Raw genomic sequence first — 25998 nt, forward strand, 5'->3', positions numbered from 1 at the left:
AAGAGTAAAACGATATAACCTAGGCACGGGTTGCCCTATATTATTAATCGTATCTCCAACCACTTCAATTCGCTTGATAATGGACCAAGGTACGGATCTACCGTCTCTGGCAGTCACGTGATACTGATCGAATGAGATGATAGGCGTTCTCGAAAAGAGAAAGAAAGCCAGTCTGCAGAAGGCGGGAAAAACATACCAAATCGATAAAACAAATACGAAAACATAAAAGAGAGGGCGAAACCAGCCTAGCGCCATATTTTTAAGATCCAGGATCATCATGCTGCCTAAAATCATCATAATTAGAGAGCCTATAGCTCTTAACAGGACTACTGAACGACTAAAATTGATTGACTCCATGATTAGCTGGACAGCTCACTCTCCTTCATTCTTGCGATGTTTATTTTGAGACCAAGCTGTTTGTAAGGTTTTAAACCCATCTGTCAGTTCCTTATTTGTCAATAAAAAGTGAGTGGAAATATCAATTTGAGACCTATTCAAGAGTGTTAAGCGATACATATCAGGAACAGGTTGCGCTAATTTGTTGGTTGTACTCCCGATGATTTCAATTTTCTTAATACTTGACCATGGAATTGACTTACGATTTCTAAGAAAAACATGGTACTGATCATAAGAAAGGAGTAACGGTTTGGTCATTAAAAAGTAAGTGAACTTAAAAAATAAGGGTCCAAAAAACCACACAGATAATACAAACATGGTTACATAATATATGGGTTGGAACCAGCCGAGAGTACCCTTTTCAACAACTGCAATCATGAAAATTCCCAAGAGTACGAAGAGTAACGAAGTGATTGCCTTGTAGAACACGATGGATCGACGATATGTAATAAGCTCCATGAATTCGTTGATCACTCGCTTTCGTCTTAATTTGTAGTATCACTTGAATAACTTGCTCACCCATCGGATGCCCTTTTCTGCAGCTCCCGCAATATGTTTACCGGCCCATGCACCAATAGTTCCTCCCATATACGCTCCAATTGCTGCACCAGGCGGACCTGCTAATGCTCCAAGACTGCCAAGTGCAAAAGCGCCAATACCGGAGGCAGCGGATTTAATGACAACATTAGATGCCGATACAGCAAGGTCTGTTTTGGTTAGACTGCCGTCTTTCCATTTGGAGACAGTCTTTACTCCTTCATCAAATATATTAAGTCCAACGTTGATAGGAAACAGTTTCTTTCCGATCATTTTAGGAATTTGGGATATTTTAATACCGTACTTACCTTTATCTACACCGCCAATAACATTACGTGTCCATTCCTTAAAGCTGTTAGCTTTGTTGAACCCAAGTCCTAGTTTTCCCATTTTCAACTTACCCGCGAGTTGATCAAATCCTTTTAAACCTCTCATTAATAGACCAGGATTTCGAAATTGCTTATCCAGTTTACGAGCCATTTGGCTAAGGACCGAGTTCCCCTTGCCTTTCACCCAAGGAGCATTATGAATTTTGGCACGGGCAGCATTACGGGGATCGCGCTTGAAATGTACCGTCTTGGTGAGAACCATGGACGTCGCCAGTGTGGCATACATTGCTGTTCCGGCAAATCCCAGATTGCCTCGTATGCCATTTAGTTTCCCCCAGGCATCCCTACCAGTGTCGAACATATTGGAAAGGGTTGTACCTCCATTGGAATCAGCTTGCAAAGTACTTGCTGTTGTCTTTAAACCGGATCCCTGTGACTGATCTACTTGTGCAAAACGTGCAGCAATTCCCTGCAGTTCTGTTCCGATATTGGATACAGATTGAGAAAAGCTTTCCATTTGACGATGAGCGGTCTGAAAGGATTGAAAGAAACGCTCCTGCGTAATTCCGGACCACTGACTCTGAAGAGAAGCAATCTGCCTGCTCAGATGTCCAATCATGGTACGGCTTTGATCTGAAGCTTGAGCAAATTGTCTAGAGATATCCTGAAGACGTTCAGGAGGAACAACAATTCGAGTCACCTAAACCACCTCAATAGATATAAATAAGGGATATTTACCCAATTATTCTACGTAGTGAAACAGAATTTGGCAACAGCTAACAAGGATCTGAGGAGCAAATTACTTCTTTAGTCGGATTTGATTAGATTTGCCCTTGAGCCTTAATTCCCTGCAAGCAGGGAATTAAGGTAGACAAAAAGTCCACAACCTTTAAAGTGGGCGTGGACTTAATAGCTTGCAGCTGATCAGATTGAAGTGTATATGGCGCTGCCTGTGTTTTAGAACGTTTTGGCATACGAAATCAGGGCCGTAATCGTAATAATGTTAAGAAGTGTTGAGATCAGCACCGTCTGGGCTGCAAAATCAGGTTCGTTATCATATTCCTCGGCAAGAATGGATGAGTTGACCCCGGTAGGCATACCGGATGCGATGATGAGTGCCTGAGCGGCAATGCCTTCCATTCCGAGCAGCAGCACGATGCTGATGCCGATTGCCGGACCAATCAGCAGGCGTATAAATGTGCTAATATACACATCAAGACGATATAATCGAATCGGATATTTCACAATTTGTGCCCCGAGTGTCAGCAGTGCAACGGCAACCATACTTTGCTGTGCATAGGTGAGTGGCATGGACAGAAATGTAGGCAAAGGCAGCTTCCACGCCTGAAACAAAATGCCTAACAGCAATGCATACGGTACAGGCATTTTCAGAAAACCGATAATGACTGCACGGTAGTTGCCCTTTAGCTTCGCACCTTGGATCGACAATACACCATAGGTGAAAGTAAGCAAAGACTGCAGGGACATGACCAGTGCCTGAATGGAAGAGGCGAGCGGGTCACCCCGGAATACCAGTGCGTTAATCGGCAGACCGTAGTTGCCTGCGTTATCCAGCATGATGCTGTTGTTGAAGGCAGCTTTCATGCCTTTGTTCATGCGGAATGAGCGGGAAACCACAGAGCCGATAATATAGAGAATAAGTACATAGATCGCGTAAAAAAGCGTAACCGTGCCAAGCAGTTCACCGGACATATTGGAGTGATACATGCTCATAAAGACGGCTGCGGGGGTAATACAATAGAAATTGATCTTGGCGAGAGTGTACAAGTCCAGCTTGAACACCTTTTGCATCCAGGACCCGACAGCAATCAGGAGAAAGACGGGCAGGACGACTTCTAACATGATGTCTGCAATCATTGGTTCAGCTTCCTTTTTCATGAAAATTTCTGTTCTTTACGGAAAACACTTCGATCATTATATCATTTTATACACAGTCGCAAGGTCATTTGCTCAAAAAAGTTCAGGAGGTGCTGCACTATGATCCCGGATCATCTGGATACCGGTCTATCGATTTTATTTATCGGCTTTAACCCAAGCATTACCTCGGGGGAGACTGGCCACCATTATGCATATAAAGGCAATCGTTTCTGGCGTATTCTGGAACGTTCCGGGCTGACCCCGCGCCTGTACGATACCACAGAGGACGGAGAACTGCTGAAGCTGGGATATGGCTTCACCAATATCGTAGCCCGCCCAACGAAAGGCATAGAGGATATTACGAAGGAAGAGTATGCGGAAGGACGCGAGATTTTACGCAAAAAGCTGGAGACTTACCGCCCGGATATTGCCTGTTTTGTCGGCAAAGGGGTATACACCCAGTACAGCAAACGGTCCAAAGTGCAGTGGGGATTCCAGGATGACCCGGTTGTGAAAGAGATTCAGGAGTTCGTTGCGCCTTCGTCCAGTGGACTTGTACGCATGTCGATGGATGAAATTGTGGCAATCTATGCCCAGCTTGCGGATTTTGTGGCGGAGAAGAACGGTGGACAATGAGAGGGTTCTCTGTAATGACTGGAAATAGCTTCGTATAAGTGAGTTCAACCGTTCTGCGATTATGTGAGTTCACCCCGTTCGGCGATGGCCGGAGAGGGTGGATTCTTTTTTTAGAACAAGTGAGAAGTTTCAGGGAGGGCTTCCGTCTATATAGTACAGAACCATGCATGGACGCTGTAGAGAAGGAGGATTACATGACACATCAGATACCGGAGGAGGAACTGATTCAGCGCATTATAGACGGGGACAAACAGCTGTTCAGCATGCTCGTGGATCGATATAAAAATAAAGTCTACGGCATTATGCGCGGAATGGGCGCAAGTCACCCGGATGCCCAGGATCTCGCGCAGGATACATTTATCCGCATCTATCGATATCTGCCGACCAGAAGAGAAGGCAGCAGTTTCTCGGCCTGGGTGTATACCATTGCCGTGAACGTGATGAGGGATCATATGCGGAAAAAGAAAGCGGTGATGACGGCAGATCAGGATATCTATTCGGTTTGTGAAGAAACACCTGAGAAACGCTTGCTGCACAAGGAGATGAAGCGCGAAATCCATCTTCAGCTTAAACAGTTGCCGGAAACGTACAAGCTTGTACTGCTCTTGAAATACACCAATGAGTTGACCTATGAAGAGATCGCCACAATTACAGATATGAATGACGCACAAGTGCGTAATGCACTCTATCGAGGGAAGAAAATGCTGAGAAAGCAGATGGAACGTAAAGGAGGTTTATCTACCTATGAAGCCTATTTCAAGTGAGCAGGACAAGAAGCAGGATCGCAAGTGGGAAGAGGAGCTGTTCCGCGAGGGGCCGGATGCAGATTTTACATTACAAGTGATGCAGAAGCTGGATCATGTGTCTATGGAAGAACCTCATGTGCAGGTACCATGGGAAACCAAAAAGTCGCATAAGAGGACATGGACTTATCGAACGGGAATCGCCGCAGCGTCTGCGGTACTGCTTGCAGGAGGAGCTTGGGCTGCTTGGGATCTGACAAAGGAAAAGCCAGTTCAGCCGCCTGTAAACGTCGTAAGTATTCCTCCTTTGCCTAATATTCCTGTCCCGGAAGTTCTGAGAGATGCCGATTTGGCAGACGACTACAAACGGCTTCAACCGCTTGGACTTGTGGTGAACCCGAACATGGATATTAATGATCAGGGTTACAAACTCAAGATTGAAGATGTGCTTGTAGACGGTTCTCAACTTATACTTATGCTGCAGCAAACGGCGCCTGATGGGACAGCGATGTATCTGCTCGGCTCAAAAGCCGAGGATATCCACATCACGGATAAAAACGGAAAAGACGTTGCTGAGCTTGCGTTTGATACAAGGCAAGGGAGCGGCTCTTTTAATAAGCTTGTGTTTCAGCTGCACCAAGATATCCCTGATGAAATCATTGTTCGTGGAGACTTCGGACATTTAAATGTAGGGGATGGTTATGGCTATGATGCGAATACCCAAACCTATACGGACAAAAAGGTGTCCGTGAACTGGGGCTTCCAGTTCAAATTGGATATGACCCAAGCCAAAGTGATGTCCAAAGAAACCCCGATGAATGCGTCCTATACAACACCGGAGGGGCTGGAACTGGCTATGACACAATTGGTGCAGACACCAAATGGAACCCGGCTTGATCTGGAAGTGAATCTGAACGACGAGCTTCGCGCTAAAGCAGCAGAAGGTTGGGCTAAGGACATGGACATTCTGTATCATATTGAAGTTATGGACACGGGAGAGTACCGCGTTTTCAACGGGGGCAGGCCCATTGCACGTCAGGCCAAATTCCGTTATCGTGATCTGAGTCAAGTGAGTGCAGGAGGACCACTTAAGATATCGGAGACATGGGACCCGTCTTTGGTAACATTGAATTCAGACAATATTCGCTTTGTCCTGGATGGTTACACGATACCTGTGAAAGAGGGGCAGACGATGGAAGTTGATCTGAGCAGAAAGGATAATCCGTATCGTTTATTTGCCTCGTTTAATCACCTTGGGGATTTGATAGATGTAATGGACTACAGTTATCAGTTTGGGCAGCAATCTGCTCATACAGGCGTGGAGAAGAAAGCTTCCCTGGTTCTGGAGGGAGGCGGTGTTTTTAAAAATGAATTTTATGGTGATCAGTGGATTGCAATCGATCCTAAGGGAAGAGAGTATCCTGTCGAAGTGATGGGTATTCGAGACAAACCCAATAATAAGGAAGAGTACGTTGTTAATGACCTAAAGCTGATTGTTCATGGTTTTAACAAGGATAAGGGTACGAAATTGACTTTAAAACGAACCGTGGTGCATCGTGGTTTCGGGGATGTAGACTGGAAAGTAAAACTTACGAGTGATTCAAGTATGCCTTGGGATCAATAACGAGCACTAAGCAAAGGTTGGCAAGATCGTTCAATAACAGATTAGACGCGAAGTCATATAGTCACAACGTAGTGTGAGCGCTTTTAGGAAACGTCTTCGAGTATAAATTATAAAGAAAAGAGCCTTGCATCATCAAAATGCGAGGCTCTTTTTTGATGTGGATAGGCCATTAAGCCGAATCTCTTGGAATCAATGTGGTGGACAACATAACCGTTTCCTTCGGTGTCCCGGGGCGTTCGATTCGACGCTGCAAAGCCTCGACAGCACGCCGTCCAAGTTCCTCTTTGCACAAGTGCACCGTTGTAAGGGGAGGAGATGAGGAAGCCGCAGCGTACACATTGTCGATTCCAATGACTAGACAATCCTGTGGTACCGAGACGCTCATCTGCCCGAGTTTCTGCATCCACTGCATCGCGATATCGTCGTTTGCGCCAATCCACGCTTCAGGGCGTTCTTCAGCAGGGAGCCGATTAATTGTGGCGGCGAGTTTGTTCACCCATTCACCTCTCTCATAGGCTACCTCCCAAGCTTGAAAGCTCACGTCTTCCCCTGCCTCGGTATGAAAATAATTCAAAGCCAGCTCGATTCCAATCTTACGCTGTGCAAAACTTGCCGCACGGCCGTCATCGGTAATCAAGCCGATTCGTCTGCACTGCTTCGATATCAGATATCTGGCAGCGGTAATGCCAGCTTCCAGATTATCATGACTGATCGTATCACAGTTCAGCAAAGGCTCCTGATGATCGACCAAAATCATGGGGTGGCCTGTCTGTACCAGTGTTTGCAGCACGGTATGCGGGAAAGCGCCCATAACGATAATTCCGGCACAGCGTGTCCAGTCGAGATGAGGTGCGATCGCTTTTTCAGGTGAAATCTCCTTGCCCGGCAAGTCCAGTGAAGGTGACACAATGACGTGATGCCAGCCTTGCTCGTTACAGCCAGAGATGATGCCTGACAGTACACGCTGCCAATAGTGCGGCTCACCGCGGTTAAGCTGATTCATACATATTAGGGTAAATGGGGGCTCGGCTTCATGAGCCTGATTGGTATTGGCAGTATGACCCGCCGAGCCGGGTGTATTCTGACGATACCCGAGTGCACGGGCAAGTTCCAGAACACGTGCACGCGTAGATTCGCTGACGCCGGTTTTACCGCTGAGCGCGCGGGACACGGCATATTTGGATAACCCCAGCTGGTCAGCCAGCGTCTGGATCGATACTTTTCGAGACATATGGTTACTCCTTTTATGGACAGATGGATGAGTCGGGATGGACGTGTAGGTGAATGACTTATGTTCTATAGGTAGATGTTTGAATAGGAAACTGATTAATTGTGAATTGACGTGCCTACATGTAAAAGGTAAACTTACAGAATGATAACGTTATTATAAATTAAACTAACAAAAATAACAATAGTCCTATTGGAAGGTCTATATTAGTCTATTTTGGTTGATTAACAGTTTACATAAAAAAGGAGAGGACTCCCATGGATCAGTTCAGATTACCTAAAATTCCGATGCCTGAGCTAGAATTACCCCAAGCTGTTCTTAATGTTTTGGCTGAAGCAGATGAACGCTTAAAGCACAGACCGAAGCTGCTGGCTCAGTTTCGCAATTGTTTTCCAAACACGCTCGAAACGACCACCAAGCTGTTAGATGATGGTACAACCTTTGTTATTACGGGAGATATCCCTGCCATGTGGCTCCGGGATTCAGTGGAGCAAGTGATCCATTATGTTCCGCTGGCAAAGGATGAAGCGCAGCTGCAGCGGATTATCGGAGGGCTGATTAAACGGCATACATTCTATGCGGATATAGACATCTATGCTAACGCTTTTAACGAAACGGCCAATGGCTGGCACTGGGACGCGAATGATGAGACAGAGATGTCACCTTGGGTATGGGAACGGAAGTTTGAACTGGATTCGTTGTGTTTCTCCATGAAGCTGGCCTATACATATTGGCGTGAGACTGAGTTAACAGACATCTTTGATGAACGTTTTAAAAAGGTTATGGAGCAGATCGTGCACCTGTGGGAGACAGAACAGCGTCATGTAGAGCAATCCCCGTATCGATTCATGCGGCGTAACTGCCCGGCGCACGATACACTGCGTAACAAGGGAATGGGGATGTCAGTAAACTATACGGGCATGATCTGGTCAGGCTTTCGCCCAAGCGACGATGCCTGTGATTTTCACTACAATATTCCGTCCAATATGTTCGCCGCAGTGACGCTGAGCCAGATGGGGGAGATTGCAAAATGGGTGTTCCGTGATGAACAGCTAGTGGGCCGTATGGCGCGCCTGGAGGAGGAAATCCGGCACGGCATTGCCCTGTATGGTACCTATCGTCATCCGGTACATGGACAGATTTACGCTTACGAAACGGACGGGTATGGCAACGTCTGTCTAATGGATGATGCGGGCACACCGGGACTCATGTCGATCCCTTATATCGGATATGTATCCGTGGGAGATGTGGTGTATCAGAATACACGGCGTTTTATATTGAGTAAAGAAAATCCGTACTATTATGAAGGAACAGCGGCCAAGGGCATTGGCAGCCCGCACACTCCTCCCGGGTACATCTGGCATATGGCATTATCCATGCAAGGACTGACGGCAGACAATGACGCGGAGATGCTCGCCATGATTGATTTGCTGGAGAACACCGACGCGGGAACGGGGTATATGCACGAAGGTTTTCATGTCGATGATCCGCATACGTACACGCGTCCATGGTTCGCATGGTCCAACAGTTTGTTTGCGCAGCTGGTGTACAAGGCGATGAAGAAAGGTATTCTTTAGCTGAAGATTCAGGGTGATCGCCGTATATTTTGACAAGTCGCTATGCTGGAGATGTATTCAGAAGAGTTCTAAGTTCGTTCGCTGCATATGAAAAAAAAGCCCGGACGGCCGAGGGAGGGGACTGACCCCTGTTTGTGAGACAGGGATTAGTTCTGGAGATGGCATCCGGGTTTGTTTGTATAAGAGGATATAATCAAATCAATTAAATAACTCTAAAACAGCTTTCTAACAACCTACAAACAAGCTTCATATGAGTTCTATCGTTTTTATAGCGTTTTCAACAAATCGGCAATCTGAACCTTTTGCCCGGTACGTGCGCTTTCGAGGGACGCGAGAACCATAGCCATGCTGTATTGATTGTCGCTGCAATCCGTTTCGGGCAGGCGTCCTTCTTCAAGTGCAGTAAACATGTCTTCCAGGCAGCCGTGGTGTCCGGTCTTGCCCATCACGGGCAGCTCGGCTTCAATTCGTTCACCGCGCTGGAGAAAAGATGGCTTGCCATCAGCCTCCAGCGTAAGCGTGCTGACCACTTCAGCATAGATGCTGTCATGACCATCCCAGATGGCGGTTCCTTTTTCACCCGTCACCCGCCAGTTTGCTTCCCATGATGTAGGCACGCCCTCAGTACACCAGGACCCGCGATAGTCGAACACAGACCCGTCGGACATCTCGAAAATACATATCGCCATCGCATTGCCTTTATACCAAGAACCAGGAGGATTAAATTCGTGGCAGTACACCGACACCGGATTGGCTCCAAGGATAAAACGCGCCTGATCAAAGGTATGTATCGCCATATCCAGCAGCAGCGGGCTGTCCATAAGGTCACGGAAACCGCCAAAGTGCGGGCCAAGGAAGAAGTCTGCCCCGGCATATCCTGGCTGTCCGATCGTTCCGCTGGAAATAAGCTGACGATAGGCACGGATGCGAGGATCGAAACGTCGATTCTGCATGACGGCCTGAATGCGTCCTGTGCTGCGGGCGGTTTGCACAATATCGGTGCAGTCCGAGAACGATTCAGCAAGCGGTTTTTCGCCAAAAACGTGACAACCTGCCTGCAGTGAAGTCATAGCGATATCGTAATGGCTGGAAGGAATGGTCACATCAAATACAATGTTGGCATCGACAGCCTGAAGCGCATCACGAATGTTCGTAAATGTTGGACAGGCAAGATTATGGCGCTTGGCGAAAGCAGATGCTGTGTCTTCGTAAAGATCAACGAGTCCCACGATTTCAGTATCTGGTCGCTCTTTGGCATAGTCGGCCCAGGTGTTAGCCATTACTCCGCAGCCTGCAATGATAACCCTATAAGGATAGGTCATATGTTCAACTCCCTCGCAAAGATGTGAATAATACATGTGATCACCGGGATTGTGCTTGTTCCCGTATTCCTAGGTAAATGAGGTGCTGGTGTTTATCTGTTACACCGGATTGGGTACAAAGCTTCCTCCGCGGCAGTGTTTCAAATAATTCAATGCATGGACCTGCCCGGTCATTTCAAGTTCATCGCGATACACCGGATCGTGCCAGCCTTCAATGTCGATGGTACCCTGATAGCCGTTCTGACGCAAAATGGTGATGATATCTGCCCAATTGCTGTCTCCAAAGCCGGGTGTTCGATGCCATACAAACTCATGGGGGCCGTGTACGCCATGTTCCTTAACTACATCCCAGGCGATGGTTGCATCCTTGCCGTGGACGTGGAACACTTTCGGAGCCCATTTGCGGAGCTGTGGAATCGGATCGATCAGGCTGACCATCTGGTGGCACGGCTCCCACTCCAGACCGACATTTTCATCAGGTACAGCATTAAACATCAATTCCCAGGCAGCCGGGTTATGTGCAATATTCCAGTCGCCGGTCTGCCACGTCCCATCCATATCACAATTTTCAAAAGCAATGCGCACACCCCGGTCTGCCGCCCGTCGCGCCAGTTCACCAAACACTTCCTTGAATCGTGGAATCGATTCATCGATCGGCTGATTGGTCAATCGTCCGGTAAAGCCGGAGACAATATCTGCTCCAAACAGCTGCGCATGGTCAATAGCTCGCTCCCAGCTTGCCAAGGTATCAGCGTTATCCCCTGTTCCGGTGAGCGGATTACCAAATACACTTAAAGCCGAAATAGTAATGCCTTGTTCGTCAACGATGTCGCGAACGCGTTTGGCCGTCTCTGCCAGGTCAAGGCTTCCTGTCGTTTGCCAGAACGTCAGGTTAAAGGATTCAAAGCCGTGCTGCATGATCTGCGGAATGACTCGAACGGCATCCTGGCCGCCTACAAGGGTTCCGATACGAATAGATGGATTCATGGTTGTATTTCACTCCAATATTGGCTTATAGTACTTCGTGACACACTCATTATAGCCGTGGAGCTGCGCGAAGGCTCTAAACAATTTTGTGCTTTATTAGTCGGATTTTGTGGTGAGGGGGAAGAAAGCCGTGTTGGACTTGAAAGCGCTTCACGAGAATACGCGAATTGATCATAAATCCCATCCGTTTCAGCTGTTCCAAAATCGCTGTGCCGATAAAAAAGCTGAAGAATGCATTTTATATCTGCACTGGCATGAGCATTTTGAATGGATCATTATGCGTAAAGGAAGAGCGGTATTCCATGTTGACAGCCGGCCTTATGAAGCCGAGGCGGGAGAGGTCATTATCATCCCGGGTGGTGCACTGCATGTTGGATACGCATTGGATGAGGGGGATGTGTATTACGACTCCATTGTAGTCAATCGTGGTCTGTTTCAGGATTTTGCTAGCGATCCTGTGCACGAACAGTATGTCGCGCCCTATCTGGAAGGCAGTGTGCGGTTTCCGGTTAAACCGGCCGCTGAGAATGCAGCCTGTGCTGGCTATTATTCTTTATTAAATGAAGCCGTAGATGAGATGGCGATGCAGCCTCCAGCCTACCAACTTGTGGTGAAATCCAAGCTGCATGCCTTGTTTACCCTGATGGCCCGGACGTTTATGCCGCATCAGCTGCGTGATCGATCGGGCGGAGGGTATTTTCCTAACCGCGAGCGGTTTAAACGGTTAATTGCACATATTGAGGCTGAGCCGCAGGAGAAATTATCTGTAAGTGAAGCTGCAGGCCAAGTGGGGCTTAACGTGTACCATTTCTGCAAAATGTTCAAAAAGCTTACCGGACGTACGCTCGTAGAATACGTAAACGGATGCAGGATGAGTGAAGCAGAGCGCATGCTGCAGGGAAGCAGTCTTACAGTAACGGAGATTGCCGCCAAGGTCGGCTGTGACAATGCAAACTATTTTACAAAATTATTCAAGCAGTACAAGGGAATGACGCCTTCACAGGCACGGGGGATGAAGAATGGATGAAGAAGCGGCAGAGAAAAGGAAAGGCATGAACATAAGGTTTGATGAGAAGGGATAGGAATAGAAGAGGAGCAGGAAGCGGAGCGGGAAAATGTGCAGGAAGCCGGGCAGAAGTGAAGCAGAAAAAAAGGTAAAGAACCACCCGGGTTTAACCGATTTTCGGATGGTCAAGACCCCATTTAGTAGACATTATAAAAAGACCCTAGGCTGCAAACTGGCGTCGGTACTCTACCGGCGTCAGTTTTTTCAGTTTCCGTTGTGGCCGCTTTCGATTATAAAAACGAATATATTTTTCGATTTTGCTTTGTGCTTCGTTAAGCGTTCGGATATGATAAGGGTAGAGTCCTTCCGTTTTGAGATGCGAGAAGAAACTCTCCATCGAGGCATTGTCATAACAATTTCCTCGGCGAGACATGCTGATTCGGGCGCCAACCTTTGGCAGCATGTCGTGGTAAGCATGAGACGTGTACTGGAAACCCTGGTCGCTGTGAACGACGAGTCCGGTCACGTCTTTTTGCTTCGCAAACGCCTTACTGAATGTGCGGAGCACCAGTTCATTATCGTTGCGTTCGCCTATTTCGTAGGCCACAATTTCGTTATTAAACAGATCCTTTATAGCTGAAAGATATATCCAGCGCTCTCCCACACGATACTGGGTAATGTCCGTTACCCATTTCTGATTCGGTTTTTCTGCACTGAAGTCTCGCTTCAGGCAGTTCTCTGCTACTCGCTGCGCAGGTGCATACGGGCCACTGGAGCGTCGTTTACGACGAATCCTGGATTGAATACCGAGCATTTGCATCAGGCGGAGCACCTTTTTATGGTTCATCCAAGTCCCCTGATCTTGCCAAAGGAACAACTGGAGTTGTCGATAACCATATTTCCCTTCATATCGTTGATAGGTTTGAAGTACTTGGTTCATCGCCTTTGTATCGCGGTCAAATCGTTTACGTTTTATGTAGGCATAAAATCCACTCCGTGACACGCCAAATACATCACAAAGTTTCTGGATATCCCCGTATGCCGCTACTTTTTCTATGATCTGAAATCTTTCTTGTTTGCTTCCTCCTTCCAGATGACCAAGCACTTTTTTAGCAACGCATTCTCCCGTTTCAGTTTTTGGACATAACGGTCTTGGTCCAAGTATTCTTTACGTCGCCCTCGCTGATCCATCAGTCCAAACTCACCTTGTTCCCGATATTTTCTCATCCAGCGCTTCATTCGTCCTGGGTCATGAATTCCCAGATGCTCATTAATCTTTCGATAAGTCCAGCCCTCAACCGTGTGCAGACGAATAGCCTCATTTTTCAACGTCTCCGAATACGTTTTAAACTTTTGTCCCTTAATCGCCATAAAAAATACACCCCCTAGAATTTCATCGGTTAAACCCAGGGGTTTTTCCAATGTCTATTCTAAGGGGTGCACTTCAGGCTAAACCCGGGTGGTTTTATTTCAGGAACCTGGAGAGCAGTCGATTCGCTTTTTTAGAGAGGTCTTCCAGTTTGAGATTGGCCTGATCAAGCTGGTTATATGTCCATTTGATCGTCTGCAGCATCCGGGGGGAGATCGGTGTACCTTTGATACGTGGATAGATGTTGTGATAGGCCCACACCAGATGCTCCCAGCGATGATCGTCTCCCTCCTGAATATACTCCGATACGTCTAGCACTTTGCCGCGTCCATTCTGGAGAAGCACATTTTTGAGATGGATGTCGCGTGGATTCAGCCCAAGGCGACGAACGGCTTCTCGCGCTGCGTCTACATCGAGCATGACCTGCTCGGGGACGGGGATTCCTTTTTCCAAACATTCCAGCAAGGTGTCTCCGGGTTCGTAACTAATGACAAGTATATTTCGGCCGCTGCCGTAATAGGTCGGGAAGTAGGGCAGGCCCTGGAGCTGGGTGTAGACCTGTTTTTCATTATTTAATTTATCCAAAGCATGATCCGAGTACATTTTGAAGGCATACTGCGGCAGCTGATCGTACGTAAATACAGCCGCATCCGTACCAATTCCAATGCAGTTTACTCCTGCTGCCTCGCCGATAATGTTTACCAGCTCATTTCGATCGCTTCCGATGACTTGAATTTGTTGTAATGCTGCTTCCGCTTGGAACCAATCCGGCTGCTTCATGGTGGCGCCTCCTTTTGGATATGCCTGTACATATTTTCAGTAGTGATTGTATGCAGTGTTATTAAGGGTGGTTCGCTGTGTTCTATACTCTAGTTGTACTGTAAATCGCACCGCAATAGTAGTTCAGTAGGATTGTAAATGGTTAGAGACTCATATGAAAACTATATTCACGTAATAGATTAATGCTGTTCATGATCGAATTCAACTTTCTGATGTATGAGTGGGTGGAAGGGTGCTGATGAGGTTCCAGTGGGCCGCTGTGCACCATCACGGCAAGTAACTCAAGTAAGTGTGCTGATGCTAAAACCACGATAGTAAGTAACTCAAGTAAATAAGTCGGTGTGGGTCCCGTTGATAAGTGAATCAAGTGAATTGGGCTGATGCATATACCGCGATGGCAAGTTACTCAAGTAAATGGACTGATGCGCACCACCATAATAAGTTACTCCAGCAACTAATCCTGTATCATCCCACGTTTCAGCGCCTCCACAAATTCTAACGATCTCCAGAAGCCTTATTTCGCCCCAAACAGCCATGTTGACATTCTAACGATTCGTAGTTACGCTATTTGGCGTAATTCGTCCATTTTAGCGCTCTGACAGCTGAAATCCAGCTAAATAGCGTCTCTGGAGATCGTTAGGTTTCTAATCCTCAACAAAATGGGCGAATAAGGTCTGTGGGGATCGTTAGCGCCGCATGGAGAGGCTAGACTAAGATGCCAATCTCTCCCTGATCGACTCCTTCTCCCGCTTTCACGCTTATTCCCGCTATTGTCTTTTTTCCTCTTTATCCTGACAAAATCAATCTCAGTATTCTAACACTATTAACACGTCATGGTCGCCTTATTCTGATGATCCTGAAACAAGACAATTCCCTTACCCGGCATAGAAGAATAATCCTCTTATTCTAACTTCATTTCTAATGCCGAGCAGCCGAATCATCATCTCCTTCACCGATGACGAGTGCCGCTTTCTTCATCCTGATGTAACTATATAAACGATACGTATCGCCCCTCAAACGGTTCCGTTCGGAAGAAAATAATGCAAGCCGGGTTGCGGCATAACGGTCAGAGCTTTATACTGTGAGCAATAAAAGGATCTTCCAGTCCATTGTGCTGCAGAGCGAGGCGTGAAGAAATTAAACATAAATGTTCCTCGAACCCACCCTACGGTACCTAATGCAGCATTTGGTATGGGGAAATCCGATATACAGAAAGGCAGATTTCATATGGCACAATACCCGCAGTGGTCTTATTCGCAGTCGCGGGCGAGTATGTTCGATGAGTGCCTGCGCAAATATTATTATCATTATTACGGTGCCCATAACGGTTGGAAAACAGAATCAGCTGATGAGATGCAGGTACGTCTGTATCGTCTGAAGCAGCTAAGCAATCTGTATTTGGTCTTTGGTGATCTGGCACACCGGATGTGTGAGTCGGCTGTACGGAGCAGGGTAGAGGGGAAACCCAAGCCGCGTGAGGTTTTCTTGGAGAAAACGATACGTGACCTGCTGAATCAGGCTTATAAGGATTCGATGAATCCCGAGCAGTGGCGTCTTCATCCGAAGAATCATACGATGTTGTCCGAAATTTATTATGGCGACGATACACTGAACGACCGGATCGCAACTATTCGCGAACGTGCGGGCGCCTGCGTAGGTAACCTGTATCGGACGCTGACGTGGGAAGACTTGTCCCGTGCGAGCACAACGATTCTGGAGATTGAGAAATGGGATACGCTGCTGCTGCATGATACACGCGTGTATGTGAAGATGGACTTATTATACAGACGCAGCAGCGGTAACATTGTCATTGTGGACTGGAAGACGGGCAAAGAGGATGATTTCTCCGATCAGTTAATCTTGTACGCTTCCTATGTAAGAGAGCACTACCAGATTCCGCTGGAGCAGATTGAGATTCGGGTGGAGTACCTGTTGACCGGCAAACATAAAGAGTTCAGGGCCACCGAGGAGGATATTCGCAAGGTGGAGGAGAGCGTAGGGCGTTATATCGAGGAGATGCGTTCCTGTGTGGCAGATGAGTATTACAATCGTCCCAAGGACATGTCCTACTTCACGCCGATGCCTTCGCACAGAGCATGCCGGGATTGCAATTTTCGCGAAGTGTGCAGTGAACGGATCGTGTAAAAAAGAAAGAAGCGCAGCACCCGGGTAATCTTCCCCTCGGGCACTGCGCTTCTGTGCGTTCCACAGGCTGGACACGGTTGGTTCCAGGTGGAACGGCCGCAAGATTTACTGGACCGCGGCGGAATCCTCCAGCGCCTGTCCTGCAGGAACATAGGCGTGCCCGAGATCGCGGGCAACCGCCTCGTACGTGATATGTCCATGCAGCGCATTCACTGCGCTGCGAATGGACGAACTGCCGCGAATCGCAGCAGCTGCACCCTGGTTCGCCAGCTGCAGCGCATAAGGCAGGGTGGCGTTGGTCAGTGCCACCGTAGACGTGCGCGGCACGGCGCCAGGCATGTTTGCCACCGCATAATGCACGACACCATGTTTCACATAGGTGGGTTCGTCGTGAGTGGTGATATGATCAATGGTTTCAACGATCCCGCCCTGATCAATCGCCACATCCACAATGACCGACCCGGGTGACATGGTCTTCACGACCTGCTCGCTGACAAGCGTTGGCGCTTTCGCGCCCGGGATCAGCACCGCACAGATCAGCAGGTCCGCCGAAGTGACAGCGGACGCAATATTGGAAGGGCTGGAGACCAGTGTTTGGATCTGATTGCCAAAAATATCGTCCAGCTGGCGCAGCCGATTCAGGTTCAGATCCAGAATCGTCACATCTGCTCCCAGGCCAAGTGCAATTTTGGCCGCGTTGGTCCCTACCGTGCCGCCGCCAATAATGACAACCCGGCCGCGGCTTACGCCAGGTACGCCCGATAACAGAATGCCTTTGCCGCCTTCTGTCTTCTCCAGAAGCTGCGCACCGATCTGCGCAGCCATCCGCCCGGCCACTTCACTCATGGGTGTGAGCAGCGGGAGAGAGCCGCCTACTTCCAATGTTTCATAAGCGAGGGCAGTTACCCGTTTTTCGATTAGTGCTTTGGCAAGGGCTGGCTCTGCGGCGAGGTGCAGGTAGGTGAACAAAATCAAACCCGGGCGAAAATAATGGTATTCACCGGCGAGAGGTTCCTTTACTTTAAGGATTAGTTCGGCATTCTGCCATACCTTCGCGGCAGTTTCAATAATCACGGCGCCAGCCTGCGTATATTCCTGATCCAGAAATCCACTGCCTAGTCCGGCACCCTGCTCTATAAAAACCTGATGCCCGGCACTTACGAAATCAGCCGCTCCGGCAGGTGTCATCGCTACACGATTTTCATTGTTTTTGATTTCCTTGGGGATTCCGATTCTCATCGCCATGCACCTCGTCCATTTATTGGTTGTTAGCTTATACTACAAGTTTATGACCCCATACGTCGTTTTGCACCTTACACCATGTCTAATTTTTGAAATATCGACTCAACATTTCGTCGAATAAGTCTATTCAGGACTTATGTCCATCGATTATAATGTAAGAAAAAATGACACTGAGAGGGATCGACTTTGCGAAATGACCGCGTATTTACTGTCCGAGATATGCTGCAGCGTCCGGTATTTGGTCGAGCGCGTCTTGCCGCAGGGCAGGAAGGCCTGAATCGTCAGGTGGGCTGGGTCCATGTGCTGGAAATAACCAATGTGTCTCCTTTTGTAAGCCAGCATGATCTTATTTTATCCACGGGTTTATGGCTTCAATCGGAAGAAGGTCGTGAAGCATATTTGATGCAGCTGATTAACCGCGAAGCAGCTGGATTATGTGTAGAGTTTGGAACCAGCATTCATGCCATCCCGGAATCACTCATTAAACTCGCGAACCTGCACCAGTTTCCGCTTATCGTATTTGAGGAGCCGGTACGTTTTGTCGAGATTACGCAGGATATCCACTCTCTACTTATTAACCATCAGCACCAATTGTTAAAGAGCCTCGAGACCTATTCCCGCGAACTTCAACAGCGAACGCTGCAGAGTACCGATCTGTCTGCTGTGTTGGAACTGCTGCATACCTATGCGGCCAAACCGGTAGTGTACATTTCGTCAATGGAAGCAGGCAGTTTTGTGCCCGGACTTGCCCCGGAGATGGAGCAGGCGATCCATAGCTGGTACAGCCGGGAAGTGGAGCAGCTGGATCTGAACGATTCGGATACCGAACTTTGGTTTCACATGGATGAAGGGACTTCACTCTTGTGTTACCCAGTCGTCTGTTTTGGTCAAGTGTTCTCAGCCATAGGTATGATCGTGCATCCGTCAGCGGTTGTGGAGTATCTTAAACTGCTTCTGGATTATACGGCCAAAGCTGCGGCGGCCCTTACACTTCGTTCTCAATTTCTTGAAGAGAAGATGGTACGCAACCAGAATGAACTGATTCAAGAGTTGATGAATGACCAGATTCAGCAGGAAGAGCAGGCGAGAACCCGCATGGGACTTCGTTTGCTGGTGAAGGGGCAGTACTGGTTTGCCGGAGGTATACTGGAGATTGAACACCGTATGAAGGGAACGGGCCGGGAACGAATGGAGGCCAATCATCAGGATATTCTGGTGCTGCTCCGTTCGCTTCTCAAGAAGAATCATCTGACCAGTCTTGTCATGCTGAAAAACAATCAAGTCTATCTCTGCTGTGCGAAGGAAGAAGCGCGAACGACCTCGCAGCAGCAGCTGATGCAGCTGCTGGAAGGCATCACTCAGGATGTCAAACGGTTCGCCAGTACAAATCTGAAGCAAGTACAGATTCACGCCGGTTTCGGCAAACTTCGAAATCAATTAACAAGGCTGAAGGACAGCCTACAGGAAGCGTATCAGGTGATTGAGGTGGCGCGTTCTGTCAAACCGATGAAACATGTTCATTTCTATGATCGTATGGGTATATATCAAATGTTAAAAGCAATGCCGCCTTCTTTCCTGCAGACGTTTGCCATGGATCATCTGGGAGTTCTTATCGAGCATGACCAAAACCACCAGTTAAGATTGGTAGAGACACTGGACGCTTATCTTGCGAATTTTGGATCTAAAAGAGATGCCGCCGCCCAGCTGTTCGTTCATCGACAGACTCTATATAACCGACTGGAGAAACTGGAAGAACTGCTGGGAACGGATTATATGCAGCAGGATAAACGAGTGTGTTTGGAGATGGCGCTGCTTGCTAACGCCATGATTGAAGGAGGAGATGAGCTGTCCCCTTGATAATTAAGGTTGGGGAGATGAGGATGCACATATGAACGTATTGAAAGTGAGTCTTACCGGATTACAGCTTATTGATGCGCTGTATGCTTTGCGAAGATCGAGATAGGCCATGAGAAGACCCTGCACTAGAGAGGCGGCCCCGATAACGTACGGATGAAGCGGATGAGAGAATCAAAGATAAAGAAGCAGGGGCTGCCAGACGATATGCAGATGTTACACGATTAGACCTTCGTTTTGGTTCATACGGTTTTGATTCATACTGCTGTTGGTCTAAAGTTGGGTTGTTCAGGCTTAACCAAGCTTGAAGCTGTTGGGAACGGATGCCGAGTTGTGCACTCAAATTACAGATATCAAGATGTTTTTTCACATAAATCCGCCTTTCCTGAATGATCGGGCTGGGAGTAGGGTACGAAAGGATGCATGAAACCAAGTCGGTAAACGATGTGTACAGGCTTGCTCAGGTGCTCGGCGGAGTGCTGCTTTATGTTAAGAAGTGGTTATATGTATCCGTGATACGGTTCGTATACATGTGTAACCGCCTCTGTATCTTTTTCTATAAATTGGCTTTTATCAAGATTCTAACATTGGATATGCATATGCGCGTCTCAATCTAGTCTCAATTTTATGAGAAATCAACAATAGTCGAAGTGTCAGAATCTAGTACGGAGGATAGATATGGGAAACGGTAGTGAAGCTCAATATGAGAACGATGTCAGGGACGGAAAACGCTTTGTCGGTCGGACCAAAGAACTGAGGACATTGAGACAGTGGTTGGAGCATGCCGAAGCGCCTATGACTATATTTTCAGTTACCGGTATGGGTGGGATTGGAAAATCATCACTGCTTTCAGAAATGCTGTCTATAGCCAGGGAACGAGGAGCAACGGCTGTATGGATGGACGGACGGGCATGTGGTACGACACCCTCGGTGTTTGTAGATTATTTTATATCCACACTCGGGGTAGAGCTGGGGCTGCTGAAAAGCCATGGCACGCAGCTGCTCTCTGTGTTGAAAAGCATGCCCAGGGAAAAGCGGCTCGTCATTGCAGTAGATAACTACGAGGAGCTTGCACTGCTTGAAGGCTGGTTTATGGAAGTTTTTATTGCCAAACTTCATATAAGAGGGGTACTCATCATACTTGCTTCCCGTTCGGAACTTTCAGCGGCATGGCGAACGCACCCACGGCTGTATCAGCGGCTGATACAGCTGCAGCTGCAGCATTTCAATGCAGATGAGATTGCGGAATATATTGCAGCGGCCGGTCCGTTAAGACCGAGTGTCGCCGGAACCATAACAAAAATGACAGATGGACATCCACTTGGATTGGCACTTGCGGTGGAAGCGGCCGATCAAGGAAGAAACCTTCCTCATGCGGAGTGGGCCGAGCTTTCGCATATGATAAGTGCCCGGCTCCTGCTTGAGCTTACTACGCCGCGTCTGCATCCAATGGTAGAAGTATTAACCCTGCTGGAGACGGCAAATCAGGAACTGTTATCTGCTGTGCTGGATATTGCGGTTAAGCCCGAAGAGTATCATATGCTGAGACGAATGTCTTTCATCCGCGCTGCACCGGATGGTCTGGCCCTGCATGATATGGCCAGAGTGCACTTGATGCGAGACTTTCGGCAGCGTGAGCCGTACCGCATGCAGTGCATGCGGATTCGAATTGCCGAGCTGCTCAAACCGCTCCATGAACAAGCCGGCCCCCAAGAGCGGCGTCAGATTGCGCGTAAGATGCTGCTGCTCTGTCAGGAAGCGATGCTCCAGTATCGCAAGTATGCCGATGTATCCCGCGACTCTCTGTTCTCATCGTTAGAACCGATGAACATGAAAGACCTGCCCGCAATGCATAAACTGCTGCAGCAGTGGTGTGAATACAGCGTTGAACCTTGGCAGGCTGTGAAATATGCTCCCTTTTTGGATGAACTGGCTCAGCAGTATCCCGGGGGAATCGTCTTGAAGCGTGACATGCGAGGAGAACCGATTGCGATGTTTATTACCGTGCTGGTGCATCGGGAGACAAGTGAGCTGCTCTTGAAGTATTTTCCGCATGAGATGAAAGAATGCTTTGCCCCGGAGGAGATGCAGTGTGATCCCGACGAGAGCGATACACACTTTGCGCTGCTGGCTGCGGCTCGAGACGATGTCCCTGGATATACACGCGAGGAACTTGTTGGCTATATGGTGCTGGACCGCTTGTCCCTACTGGGAGACGGGGCGAGAGCCATTCTGGTTGCAACCAATCCGCATTTGAAGCTGTTTCTGCGGAGCATCGGTTTTCAGATGAGGAGCACCTCTACGCGAGCTTGTGACCGATACGAGGACCGGGCGGATGTGCTGGAGCTCGATTTACGCAGCGGGCAGTTCGGCGCTTGGGTGATGTCGCTTCTTCACCCGGATCTGCCAGCGAATCAAATACAGCCTGGAACAGCGTCGGCAGGGCAAAAGCTTTGGTCCGAGCAGGAGGTACGCAAAATGCTTGCACATCTTCGTTCTCCCGGAGAGCTGCAGCCGTATGCGGAAAGAGTAACAGGTGTGAAGGATGGCATCCAGCTGCAGTTATACGTTCTGGACCTGCTGGAAGGCAGAGTACACGGCGTGTCTCCTCAAGACCAGAAGCTGCTGCATGCAGCTTACTGGACTCATGCTGGCAATCCAACTGCCGCGGCACAGGTGTGTTCCATGAGCCGGGCTACGTTTTATCGCCATCTCAGAACAGCACTGATCCGCTTAGCGAGAATATTGTAAGGAGCGATTTTGTTTTTGTATATTTTTTGGAAATGTCTAAAACCCCGAGCGAAACGGCAGGTGGTCCGTTACTGCGGGGTTTTTAAGCTGTGCATTCGTTCATTTAATCCGCCTATCGGCACCTGCGGCGTATTATAGACCGAGCCGTTTCATGCGATTATACAGTGTAGCCCTGGAGATGCCGAGCTGCTTCGCCAATGTTCGTTTATTGCCTCCCGCAGCCTCCAGATATTGCTGCAAAAGCCGAGCCTCATAGGCATCCAGCTGCTGCTGATAAGAGAGTCCCGGATCTTCGGAGCTTGCTTGACTGCCGGGAGCGTCCCATACTGCAGCATCCTCCGACGTGTTTCCATGCTGCAGTTTCTCCGTCACCTGTGGTTGATCTGCTCCTGCTTGGCCTGCAGAGATGAGGTTATCTGCTGTAGGATTCATTTCAAACTTTTCGTTAGCGTTTGCAGGGATCAGCGAATCAGGCAAATATTCCGACTTAATCTCGCCATCCACTGCCAGAATGGTCAGACGTTCAATCACGTTGCGCAGTTCACGGACATTACCGGGCCAATCGTATTGAAATAACAGCTTGAACACTTCCGGAGGAATCACTTCAATATGACGATTGTAGAGCAGTGAGAACTCCTGCAGAAATGTCTGAGTAAGTTCGTAAACATCCTCTTTACGCAGCCGGAGCGGCGGAATGATGAGATTGATGACATTCAGGCGATAATAAAGGTCCTCACGGAATTGATTGCGGGCAATCATGGCAGGGAGGTCCTGATTGGTCGCGGCAATGATTCGGCAGTTGGCTTGTTTGATGCGGGTGCCTCCAACCGGGAAATAACTCCGTTCCTGCAGCACGCGAAGCAGCTTTACCTGCAGTTCGGAAGGCATCTCACCGATCTCATCCAGAAAAAGCGTGCCCCCATCCGCCAGTTCGATTTTCCCCTTTTTTCCTTTGGGATCAGCCCCGGAGAAAGCACCTTTCTCGTAACCGAACAATTCGCTTTCAAACAGGGAAGCCGGAATGGCTCCGCAGTTAATCGCAATAAAAGGAGCGGTCTGCGGTTCACGCAGATCATGGATGGCTTTGGCGAACAGCTCCTTACCCGTACCGCTTTCACCCATAATGAGTACTGTAGCAGGAGTGGTGCTGATCTTGCGGATCGTGTCAAGACACTGCCGGATAATCGGACTGCTGCCTTTGATACGGGCGAATGGATCCGTCTCGGGACGAAGCCGGGCAACCGCTTTTTCCAAATGCTGTACCTTGGAGGACATATGCAGCAGTTCCTGATGCAGCCGAATTTCGGTTGTAATGTCCACTTCGGCAGCAACTGCTCCGACAATGCGGCCGTCCAGTCTGACAGGGCGGGCGTTAATCAGCGCAAACAGATCAGGTCTTGGCTGATGCTGCTTACGGTAGACGGTCTCACCGGTATATAACGTTTTGAGCGATTGGAGCCGTTCTGGAGGGAAAAAGTTGGCGGCTGGCTCACCGATAATATCGGTTTTACGAATAGAAAAGATGTTCTCCGCGCCGGATGTCCAGTAGGCCACCTTTGCTTCCTCATTAATTAACGACAGTGCAGAGCCTGCTGTCTCGAGCGTGGTTTCCAAATAGGCTTCCATCAGCCGATGAGCCTGAAGCAGGGAAGACATGACATCAGATGCGGAGATATACCCCTCCCATTCGTCACGATCATTTTTAATGAGCAGAACAGGGCTCTTGGCGAACAATGGAATCGCTTGTGCAAGTGGGGTGGAAGACGAAATCACCGGGACAGGAAGCATTAGTTGAAGCAGATCCTTGTTGGATTCTGATGACTCGGAAGAAAGTATGGAAGACGGATATTCCTCCATGAGCGAGCTGGGCTGATTAGGGGACGAACAGCAGAGATAAGCAGCTCCGGCAGCAGAACGCGCAAAAACAGGACGCGCTGTCGTTATATCCCAATCTGGATGTGTTGGTGAAAGGAAATGTCCGTTAACGGGAAGTTCATTGTAGATCTGCATGTCTGTCCGCGTTAGTCCGTTCAAAGTGGGAAGTAAATGTCTCATCAGGATCACCTCATTACAGCATACGGATTAAAGTGATTGAATTTATAAATAGTATATCGTCTGCAGGGTGTTGTGTATATATTTTTTGACATCTGCTGTTCGTATGTTATTTTTGGGAACGGTTACTTCGAAGTGAGGAATTTATGTATACGATTTCATTAGACGGAGATGAGGATTTATATTGATATTACTACAAAATATAACTTTTTATAGAAAATATACACGGGATGAATGTTAAGTTATATGACACTTTTGAAGTGTTTAAATAAGCCGAAATACCTGCTGGAGAGAGAAGAGAATAATGCAGCGGAGAAGAATACACCGTAATTTCGAGAATTAAGTCTAAAATTTTGGACATTTAATTTGATTATTCTTATTTTTTAGACATATATGCGGTTTGAAGATTCGGTGACGAATTGTGATGGAGCTGTCATTTAAAAAAGTGGCAAAAACCATGCCCTCCAGGGTGAGTGGATTGCATGGCATAACAGCGCTTTTTATGTGCATTCTAGCGAAACATATTTTTAACAACCATCCAGAGATTAGCAGGTTTCTCGGCCAGACGACGGGTGTAGTACGGGTACCACATCGTGCCATAGGGTACATAACAGCGGATACGATAACCCTCCTGTGCCAGACGTTCCTGCTCACTCATGCGCAGACCGTATAACATCTGGAATTCAAAGGCCTCAGGAGAAATATCTCGATCTTTCACGTATTGTTTTGTCCAGTTAATGATGTGATCGTCATGTGAGGCGACAGCTGTGTATACACCTTGGTCAAGATGATGGCGAATCATCGTTTTGAACTGATGAATGACCTCGGTCGTGCTCTGGTAAGCGACAGAAGCAGGCTCTTTGTAGGCGCCTTTGACGAGGCGAAGGCGAATGCCTTCCCGAATCATATCGCGAGTATCCTCTTCCGTTCGATGCAGATAAGCCTGCAGTACTGTGCCGGTGTTATCAAGCCCTTCCGCATGCAGCCTTCGCACCATATCGAGTGTGGCCTGCGTGAACGGGCTATCTTCCATATCAATGCGTACAAAGAGCTCGTGCTCCTTCGCCCGGGCTGCAACCGTACGAATATTTTGATAGCTCTCTTCGGGATCAAGTGCCAGCCCCATCTGCGTCGGTTTGAGTGAAACATTGGAGTCAACGCCGCTATGCGCTATGCCGTCCACCAGCCTCACATATTCATCACGGTATAGCGCCGCTTCACGTAATTGGGTAATACCCTCGCCCAAGTGATCCAGTGTCGCCATAATGCCTTTGCTGTTTAAAGTGCGAATTTCATCCAGTGCCTCTTCCAGCGTACTGCCTGCAATAAACTTACCAGCGAGCTTTTTCCCGTATTTGAGCGACAGGTTTTCTACTGCTTTATTGCCAGCCACGGTTAACAACGTTTTACGGTATAGTTCCGTTCCGACACTCATCGTGGTTCCTCCCTAATCATTCATGATTGTGTATTTCATATATCTAGCAAAAAACGTGCCAAAAGCTGCTGTGTGCAGTGGTTTTGCCTTAATTTTTTTATGGAAAT

General features: G+C 48.1%; 20 protein-coding genes. 8 read left to right on the forward strand and 12 right to left on the reverse strand.

The window, feature by feature from the left end; translation table 11 throughout:
* Positions 1 to 372: 372 nt before the first annotated feature.
* The 3 genes from MKY97_RS05680 to MKY97_RS05690 all read right to left on the reverse strand — a co-directional run bounded on the left by MKY97_RS05680 (position 373) and on the right by MKY97_RS05690 (position 3140).
* Positions 373 to 855 carry an STM3941 family protein gene (locus MKY97_RS05680; RefSeq protein WP_342554527.1) on the reverse strand — a complete coding sequence of 161 codons (483 nt, stop codon included), beginning with the start codon at positions 853 to 855 and terminating at the stop codon, positions 373 to 375.
* Between the two features lie 39 nt (positions 856 to 894).
* Positions 895 to 1962: a WXG100 family type VII secretion target gene (locus MKY97_RS05685; protein ID WP_342554528.1), complete on the reverse strand. Its 1068-nt coding sequence runs from the start codon at positions 1960 to 1962 to the stop codon at positions 895 to 897.
* Positions 1963 to 2219: 257 nt separating this feature from the next.
* Positions 2220 to 3140 carry an AEC family transporter gene (locus tag MKY97_RS05690; RefSeq protein WP_342554529.1) on the reverse strand — a complete coding sequence of 307 codons (921 nt, stop codon included), beginning with the start codon at positions 3138 to 3140 and terminating at the stop codon, positions 2220 to 2222.
* A 120-nt stretch (positions 3141 to 3260) separates the two neighbouring features.
* On the opposite strand from MKY97_RS05690, the gene MKY97_RS05695 reads away from it, so the two are divergent.
* The 3 genes from MKY97_RS05695 (at position 3261) to MKY97_RS05705 (ending at position 6143) form a co-directional block, all read left to right on the forward strand.
* A complete protein-coding gene (locus MKY97_RS05695) occupies positions 3261 to 3776 on the forward strand; it encodes a mismatch-specific DNA-glycosylase (RefSeq protein ID WP_342554530.1) in 516 nt (171 codons plus the stop codon).
* A 194-nt stretch (positions 3777 to 3970) separates the two neighbouring features.
* Positions 3971 to 4540 (forward strand): sigma-70 family RNA polymerase sigma factor, encoded by a 570-nt coding sequence (locus MKY97_RS05700; protein WP_342554531.1) that lies wholly within the window; start codon positions 3971 to 3973, stop codon positions 4538 to 4540.
* Positions 4521 to 6143, forward strand: a complete 1623-nt coding sequence (locus MKY97_RS05705; protein WP_342554532.1) for a hypothetical protein — start codon at positions 4521 to 4523, stop codon at positions 6141 to 6143. Before MKY97_RS05700 ends, MKY97_RS05705 begins: the two co-directional genes overlap by 20 nt.
* Before the next feature lie 169 nt (positions 6144 to 6312).
* On the opposite strand, the gene MKY97_RS05710 is transcribed toward MKY97_RS05705, so the two are convergent.
* Positions 6313 to 7374, reverse strand: a complete 1062-nt coding sequence (locus MKY97_RS05710) for a LacI family DNA-binding transcriptional regulator (RefSeq protein ID WP_342554533.1) — start codon at positions 7372 to 7374, stop codon at positions 6313 to 6315.
* A gap of 254 nt (positions 7375 to 7628) precedes the next feature.
* On the opposite strand from MKY97_RS05710, the gene MKY97_RS05715 reads away from it, so the two are divergent.
* Positions 7629 to 8948 (forward strand): glycoside hydrolase family 125 protein, encoded by a 1320-nt coding sequence (locus MKY97_RS05715; protein ID WP_342554534.1) that lies wholly within the window; start codon positions 7629 to 7631, stop codon positions 8946 to 8948.
* Between the two features lie 266 nt (positions 8949 to 9214).
* Here MKY97_RS05715 and MKY97_RS05720 read toward each other — a convergent pair whose 3' ends face one another.
* Positions 9215 to 10270, reverse strand: a complete 1056-nt coding sequence (locus MKY97_RS05720) for a Gfo/Idh/MocA family oxidoreductase (RefSeq protein WP_342554535.1) — start codon at positions 10268 to 10270, stop codon at positions 9215 to 9217.
* 99 nt (positions 10271 to 10369) lie between these two features.
* Positions 10370 to 11257, reverse strand: a complete 888-nt coding sequence (locus tag MKY97_RS05725; RefSeq protein ID WP_342554536.1) for a sugar phosphate isomerase/epimerase — start codon at positions 11255 to 11257, stop codon at positions 10370 to 10372.
* A gap of 130 nt (positions 11258 to 11387) precedes the next feature.
* On the opposite strand from MKY97_RS05725, the gene MKY97_RS05730 reads away from it, so the two are divergent.
* Positions 11388 to 12284 carry an AraC family transcriptional regulator gene (locus MKY97_RS05730; RefSeq protein WP_342554537.1) on the forward strand — a complete coding sequence of 299 codons (897 nt, stop codon included), beginning with the start codon at positions 11388 to 11390 and terminating at the stop codon, positions 12282 to 12284.
* A gap of 199 nt (positions 12285 to 12483) precedes the next feature.
* Here MKY97_RS05730 and MKY97_RS05735 read toward each other — a convergent pair whose 3' ends face one another.
* The 3 genes from MKY97_RS05735 to MKY97_RS05745 all read right to left on the reverse strand — a co-directional run bounded on the left by MKY97_RS05735 (position 12484) and on the right by MKY97_RS05745 (position 14412).
* Positions 12484 to 13368: an IS3 family transposase gene (locus MKY97_RS05735; RefSeq protein ID WP_342553462.1), complete on the reverse strand. Its 885-nt coding sequence runs from the start codon at positions 13366 to 13368 to the stop codon at positions 12484 to 12486.
* Entirely contained in the window at positions 13317 to 13634 is a 318-nt protein-coding gene (locus MKY97_RS05740) for a transposase (protein WP_342553461.1), read from the reverse strand. The genes MKY97_RS05735 and MKY97_RS05740 overlap by 52 nt, the downstream gene beginning before the upstream one ends.
* A gap of 94 nt (positions 13635 to 13728) precedes the next feature.
* Positions 13729 to 14412, reverse strand: coding sequence for a serine/threonine protein kinase (locus tag MKY97_RS05745; RefSeq protein WP_342554538.1), 684 nt, complete (start codon positions 14410 to 14412; stop codon positions 13729 to 13731).
* Positions 14413 to 15639: 1227 nt separating this feature from the next.
* Here MKY97_RS05745 and MKY97_RS05750 point away from each other — a divergent pair.
* Positions 15640 to 16557 carry a PD-(D/E)XK nuclease family protein gene (locus MKY97_RS05750; RefSeq protein ID WP_342554539.1) on the forward strand — a complete coding sequence of 306 codons (918 nt, stop codon included), beginning with the start codon at positions 15640 to 15642 and terminating at the stop codon, positions 16555 to 16557.
* A 105-nt stretch (positions 16558 to 16662) separates the two neighbouring features.
* Here the strand turns inward: MKY97_RS05750 and ald are convergent, their stop codons facing one another.
* Positions 16663 to 17796 carry an alanine dehydrogenase gene (gene ald, locus MKY97_RS05755; protein WP_342554540.1) on the reverse strand — a complete coding sequence of 378 codons (1134 nt, stop codon included), beginning with the start codon at positions 17794 to 17796 and terminating at the stop codon, positions 16663 to 16665.
* Between the two features lie 189 nt (positions 17797 to 17985).
* Here ald and MKY97_RS05760 point away from each other — a divergent pair, with 189 nt between their 5' ends.
* Together MKY97_RS05760 and MKY97_RS05765 are read left to right on the forward strand one after the other, a co-directional pair.
* Positions 17986 to 19656 carry a PucR family transcriptional regulator ligand-binding domain-containing protein gene (locus tag MKY97_RS05760; RefSeq protein ID WP_342554541.1) on the forward strand — a complete coding sequence of 557 codons (1671 nt, stop codon included), beginning with the start codon at positions 17986 to 17988 and terminating at the stop codon, positions 19654 to 19656.
* Between the two features lie 675 nt (positions 19657 to 20331).
* Positions 20332 to 22404 carry an ATP-binding protein gene (locus MKY97_RS05765; protein WP_342554542.1) on the forward strand — a complete coding sequence of 691 codons (2073 nt, stop codon included), beginning with the start codon at positions 20332 to 20334 and terminating at the stop codon, positions 22402 to 22404.
* A 132-nt stretch (positions 22405 to 22536) separates the two neighbouring features.
* Here the strand turns inward: MKY97_RS05765 and MKY97_RS05770 are convergent, their stop codons facing one another.
* Positions 22537 to 24459, reverse strand: coding sequence for a sigma 54-interacting transcriptional regulator (locus tag MKY97_RS05770; RefSeq protein WP_342554543.1), 1923 nt, complete (start codon positions 24457 to 24459; stop codon positions 22537 to 22539).
* A 508-nt stretch (positions 24460 to 24967) separates the two neighbouring features.
* Complete coding sequence (locus tag MKY97_RS05775) at positions 24968 to 25891, reverse strand: proline dehydrogenase family protein (RefSeq protein ID WP_342554544.1); 924 nt, start codon at positions 25889 to 25891, stop codon at positions 24968 to 24970.
* Positions 25892 to 25998 lie beyond the last annotated feature (107 nt).

It is taken from the genome of Paenibacillus sp. FSL R7-0652, assembly GCF_038595045.1.
In the GTDB taxonomy this organism is placed as follows: Bacteria; Bacillota; Bacilli; order Paenibacillales; family Paenibacillaceae; genus Paenibacillus.

Coding starts and splice junctions, on each gene's coding strand:
- MKY97_RS05740 (WP_342553461.1), bottom strand. CDS start 13,634: ATGGCGATTAAGGGACAAAAGTTTAAAACGTATTCGGAGACGTTGAAA.
- MKY97_RS05725 (WP_342554536.1), bottom strand. CDS start 11,257: ATGAATCCATCTATTCGTATCGGAACCCTTGTAGGCGGCCAGGATGCC.
- MKY97_RS05680 (WP_342554527.1), bottom strand. CDS start 855: ATGGAGCTTATTACATATCGTCGATCCATCGTGTTCTACAAGGCAATC.
- MKY97_RS05770 (WP_342554543.1), bottom strand. CDS start 24,459: ATGAGACATTTACTTCCCACTTTGAACGGACTAACGCGGACAGACATG.
- MKY97_RS05710 (WP_342554533.1), bottom strand. CDS start 7,374: ATGTCTCGAAAAGTATCGATCCAGACGCTGGCTGACCAGCTGGGGTTA.
- ald (WP_342554540.1), bottom strand. CDS start 17,796: ATGAGAATCGGAATCCCCAAGGAAATCAAAAACAATGAAAATCGTGTA.
- MKY97_RS05775 (WP_342554544.1), bottom strand. CDS start 25,891: ATGAGTGTCGGAACGGAACTATACCGTAAAACGTTGTTAACCGTGGCT.
- MKY97_RS05765 (WP_342554542.1), top strand. CDS start 20,332: ATGGGAAACGGTAGTGAAGCTCAATATGAGAACGATGTCAGGGACGGA.
- MKY97_RS05720 (WP_342554535.1), bottom strand. CDS start 10,270: ATGACCTATCCTTATAGGGTTATCATTGCAGGCTGCGGAGTAATGGCT.
- MKY97_RS05695 (WP_342554530.1), top strand. CDS start 3,261: ATGATCCCGGATCATCTGGATACCGGTCTATCGATTTTATTTATCGGC.
- MKY97_RS05750 (WP_342554539.1), top strand. CDS start 15,640: ATGGCACAATACCCGCAGTGGTCTTATTCGCAGTCGCGGGCGAGTATG.
- MKY97_RS05715 (WP_342554534.1), top strand. CDS start 7,629: ATGGATCAGTTCAGATTACCTAAAATTCCGATGCCTGAGCTAGAATTA.
- MKY97_RS05690 (WP_342554529.1), bottom strand. CDS start 3,140: ATGATTGCAGACATCATGTTAGAAGTCGTCCTGCCCGTCTTTCTCCTG.
- MKY97_RS05745 (WP_342554538.1), bottom strand. CDS start 14,412: ATGAAGCAGCCGGATTGGTTCCAAGCGGAAGCAGCATTACAACAAATT.
- MKY97_RS05700 (WP_342554531.1), top strand. CDS start 3,971: ATGACACATCAGATACCGGAGGAGGAACTGATTCAGCGCATTATAGAC.
- MKY97_RS05705 (WP_342554532.1), top strand. CDS start 4,521: ATGAAGCCTATTTCAAGTGAGCAGGACAAGAAGCAGGATCGCAAGTGG.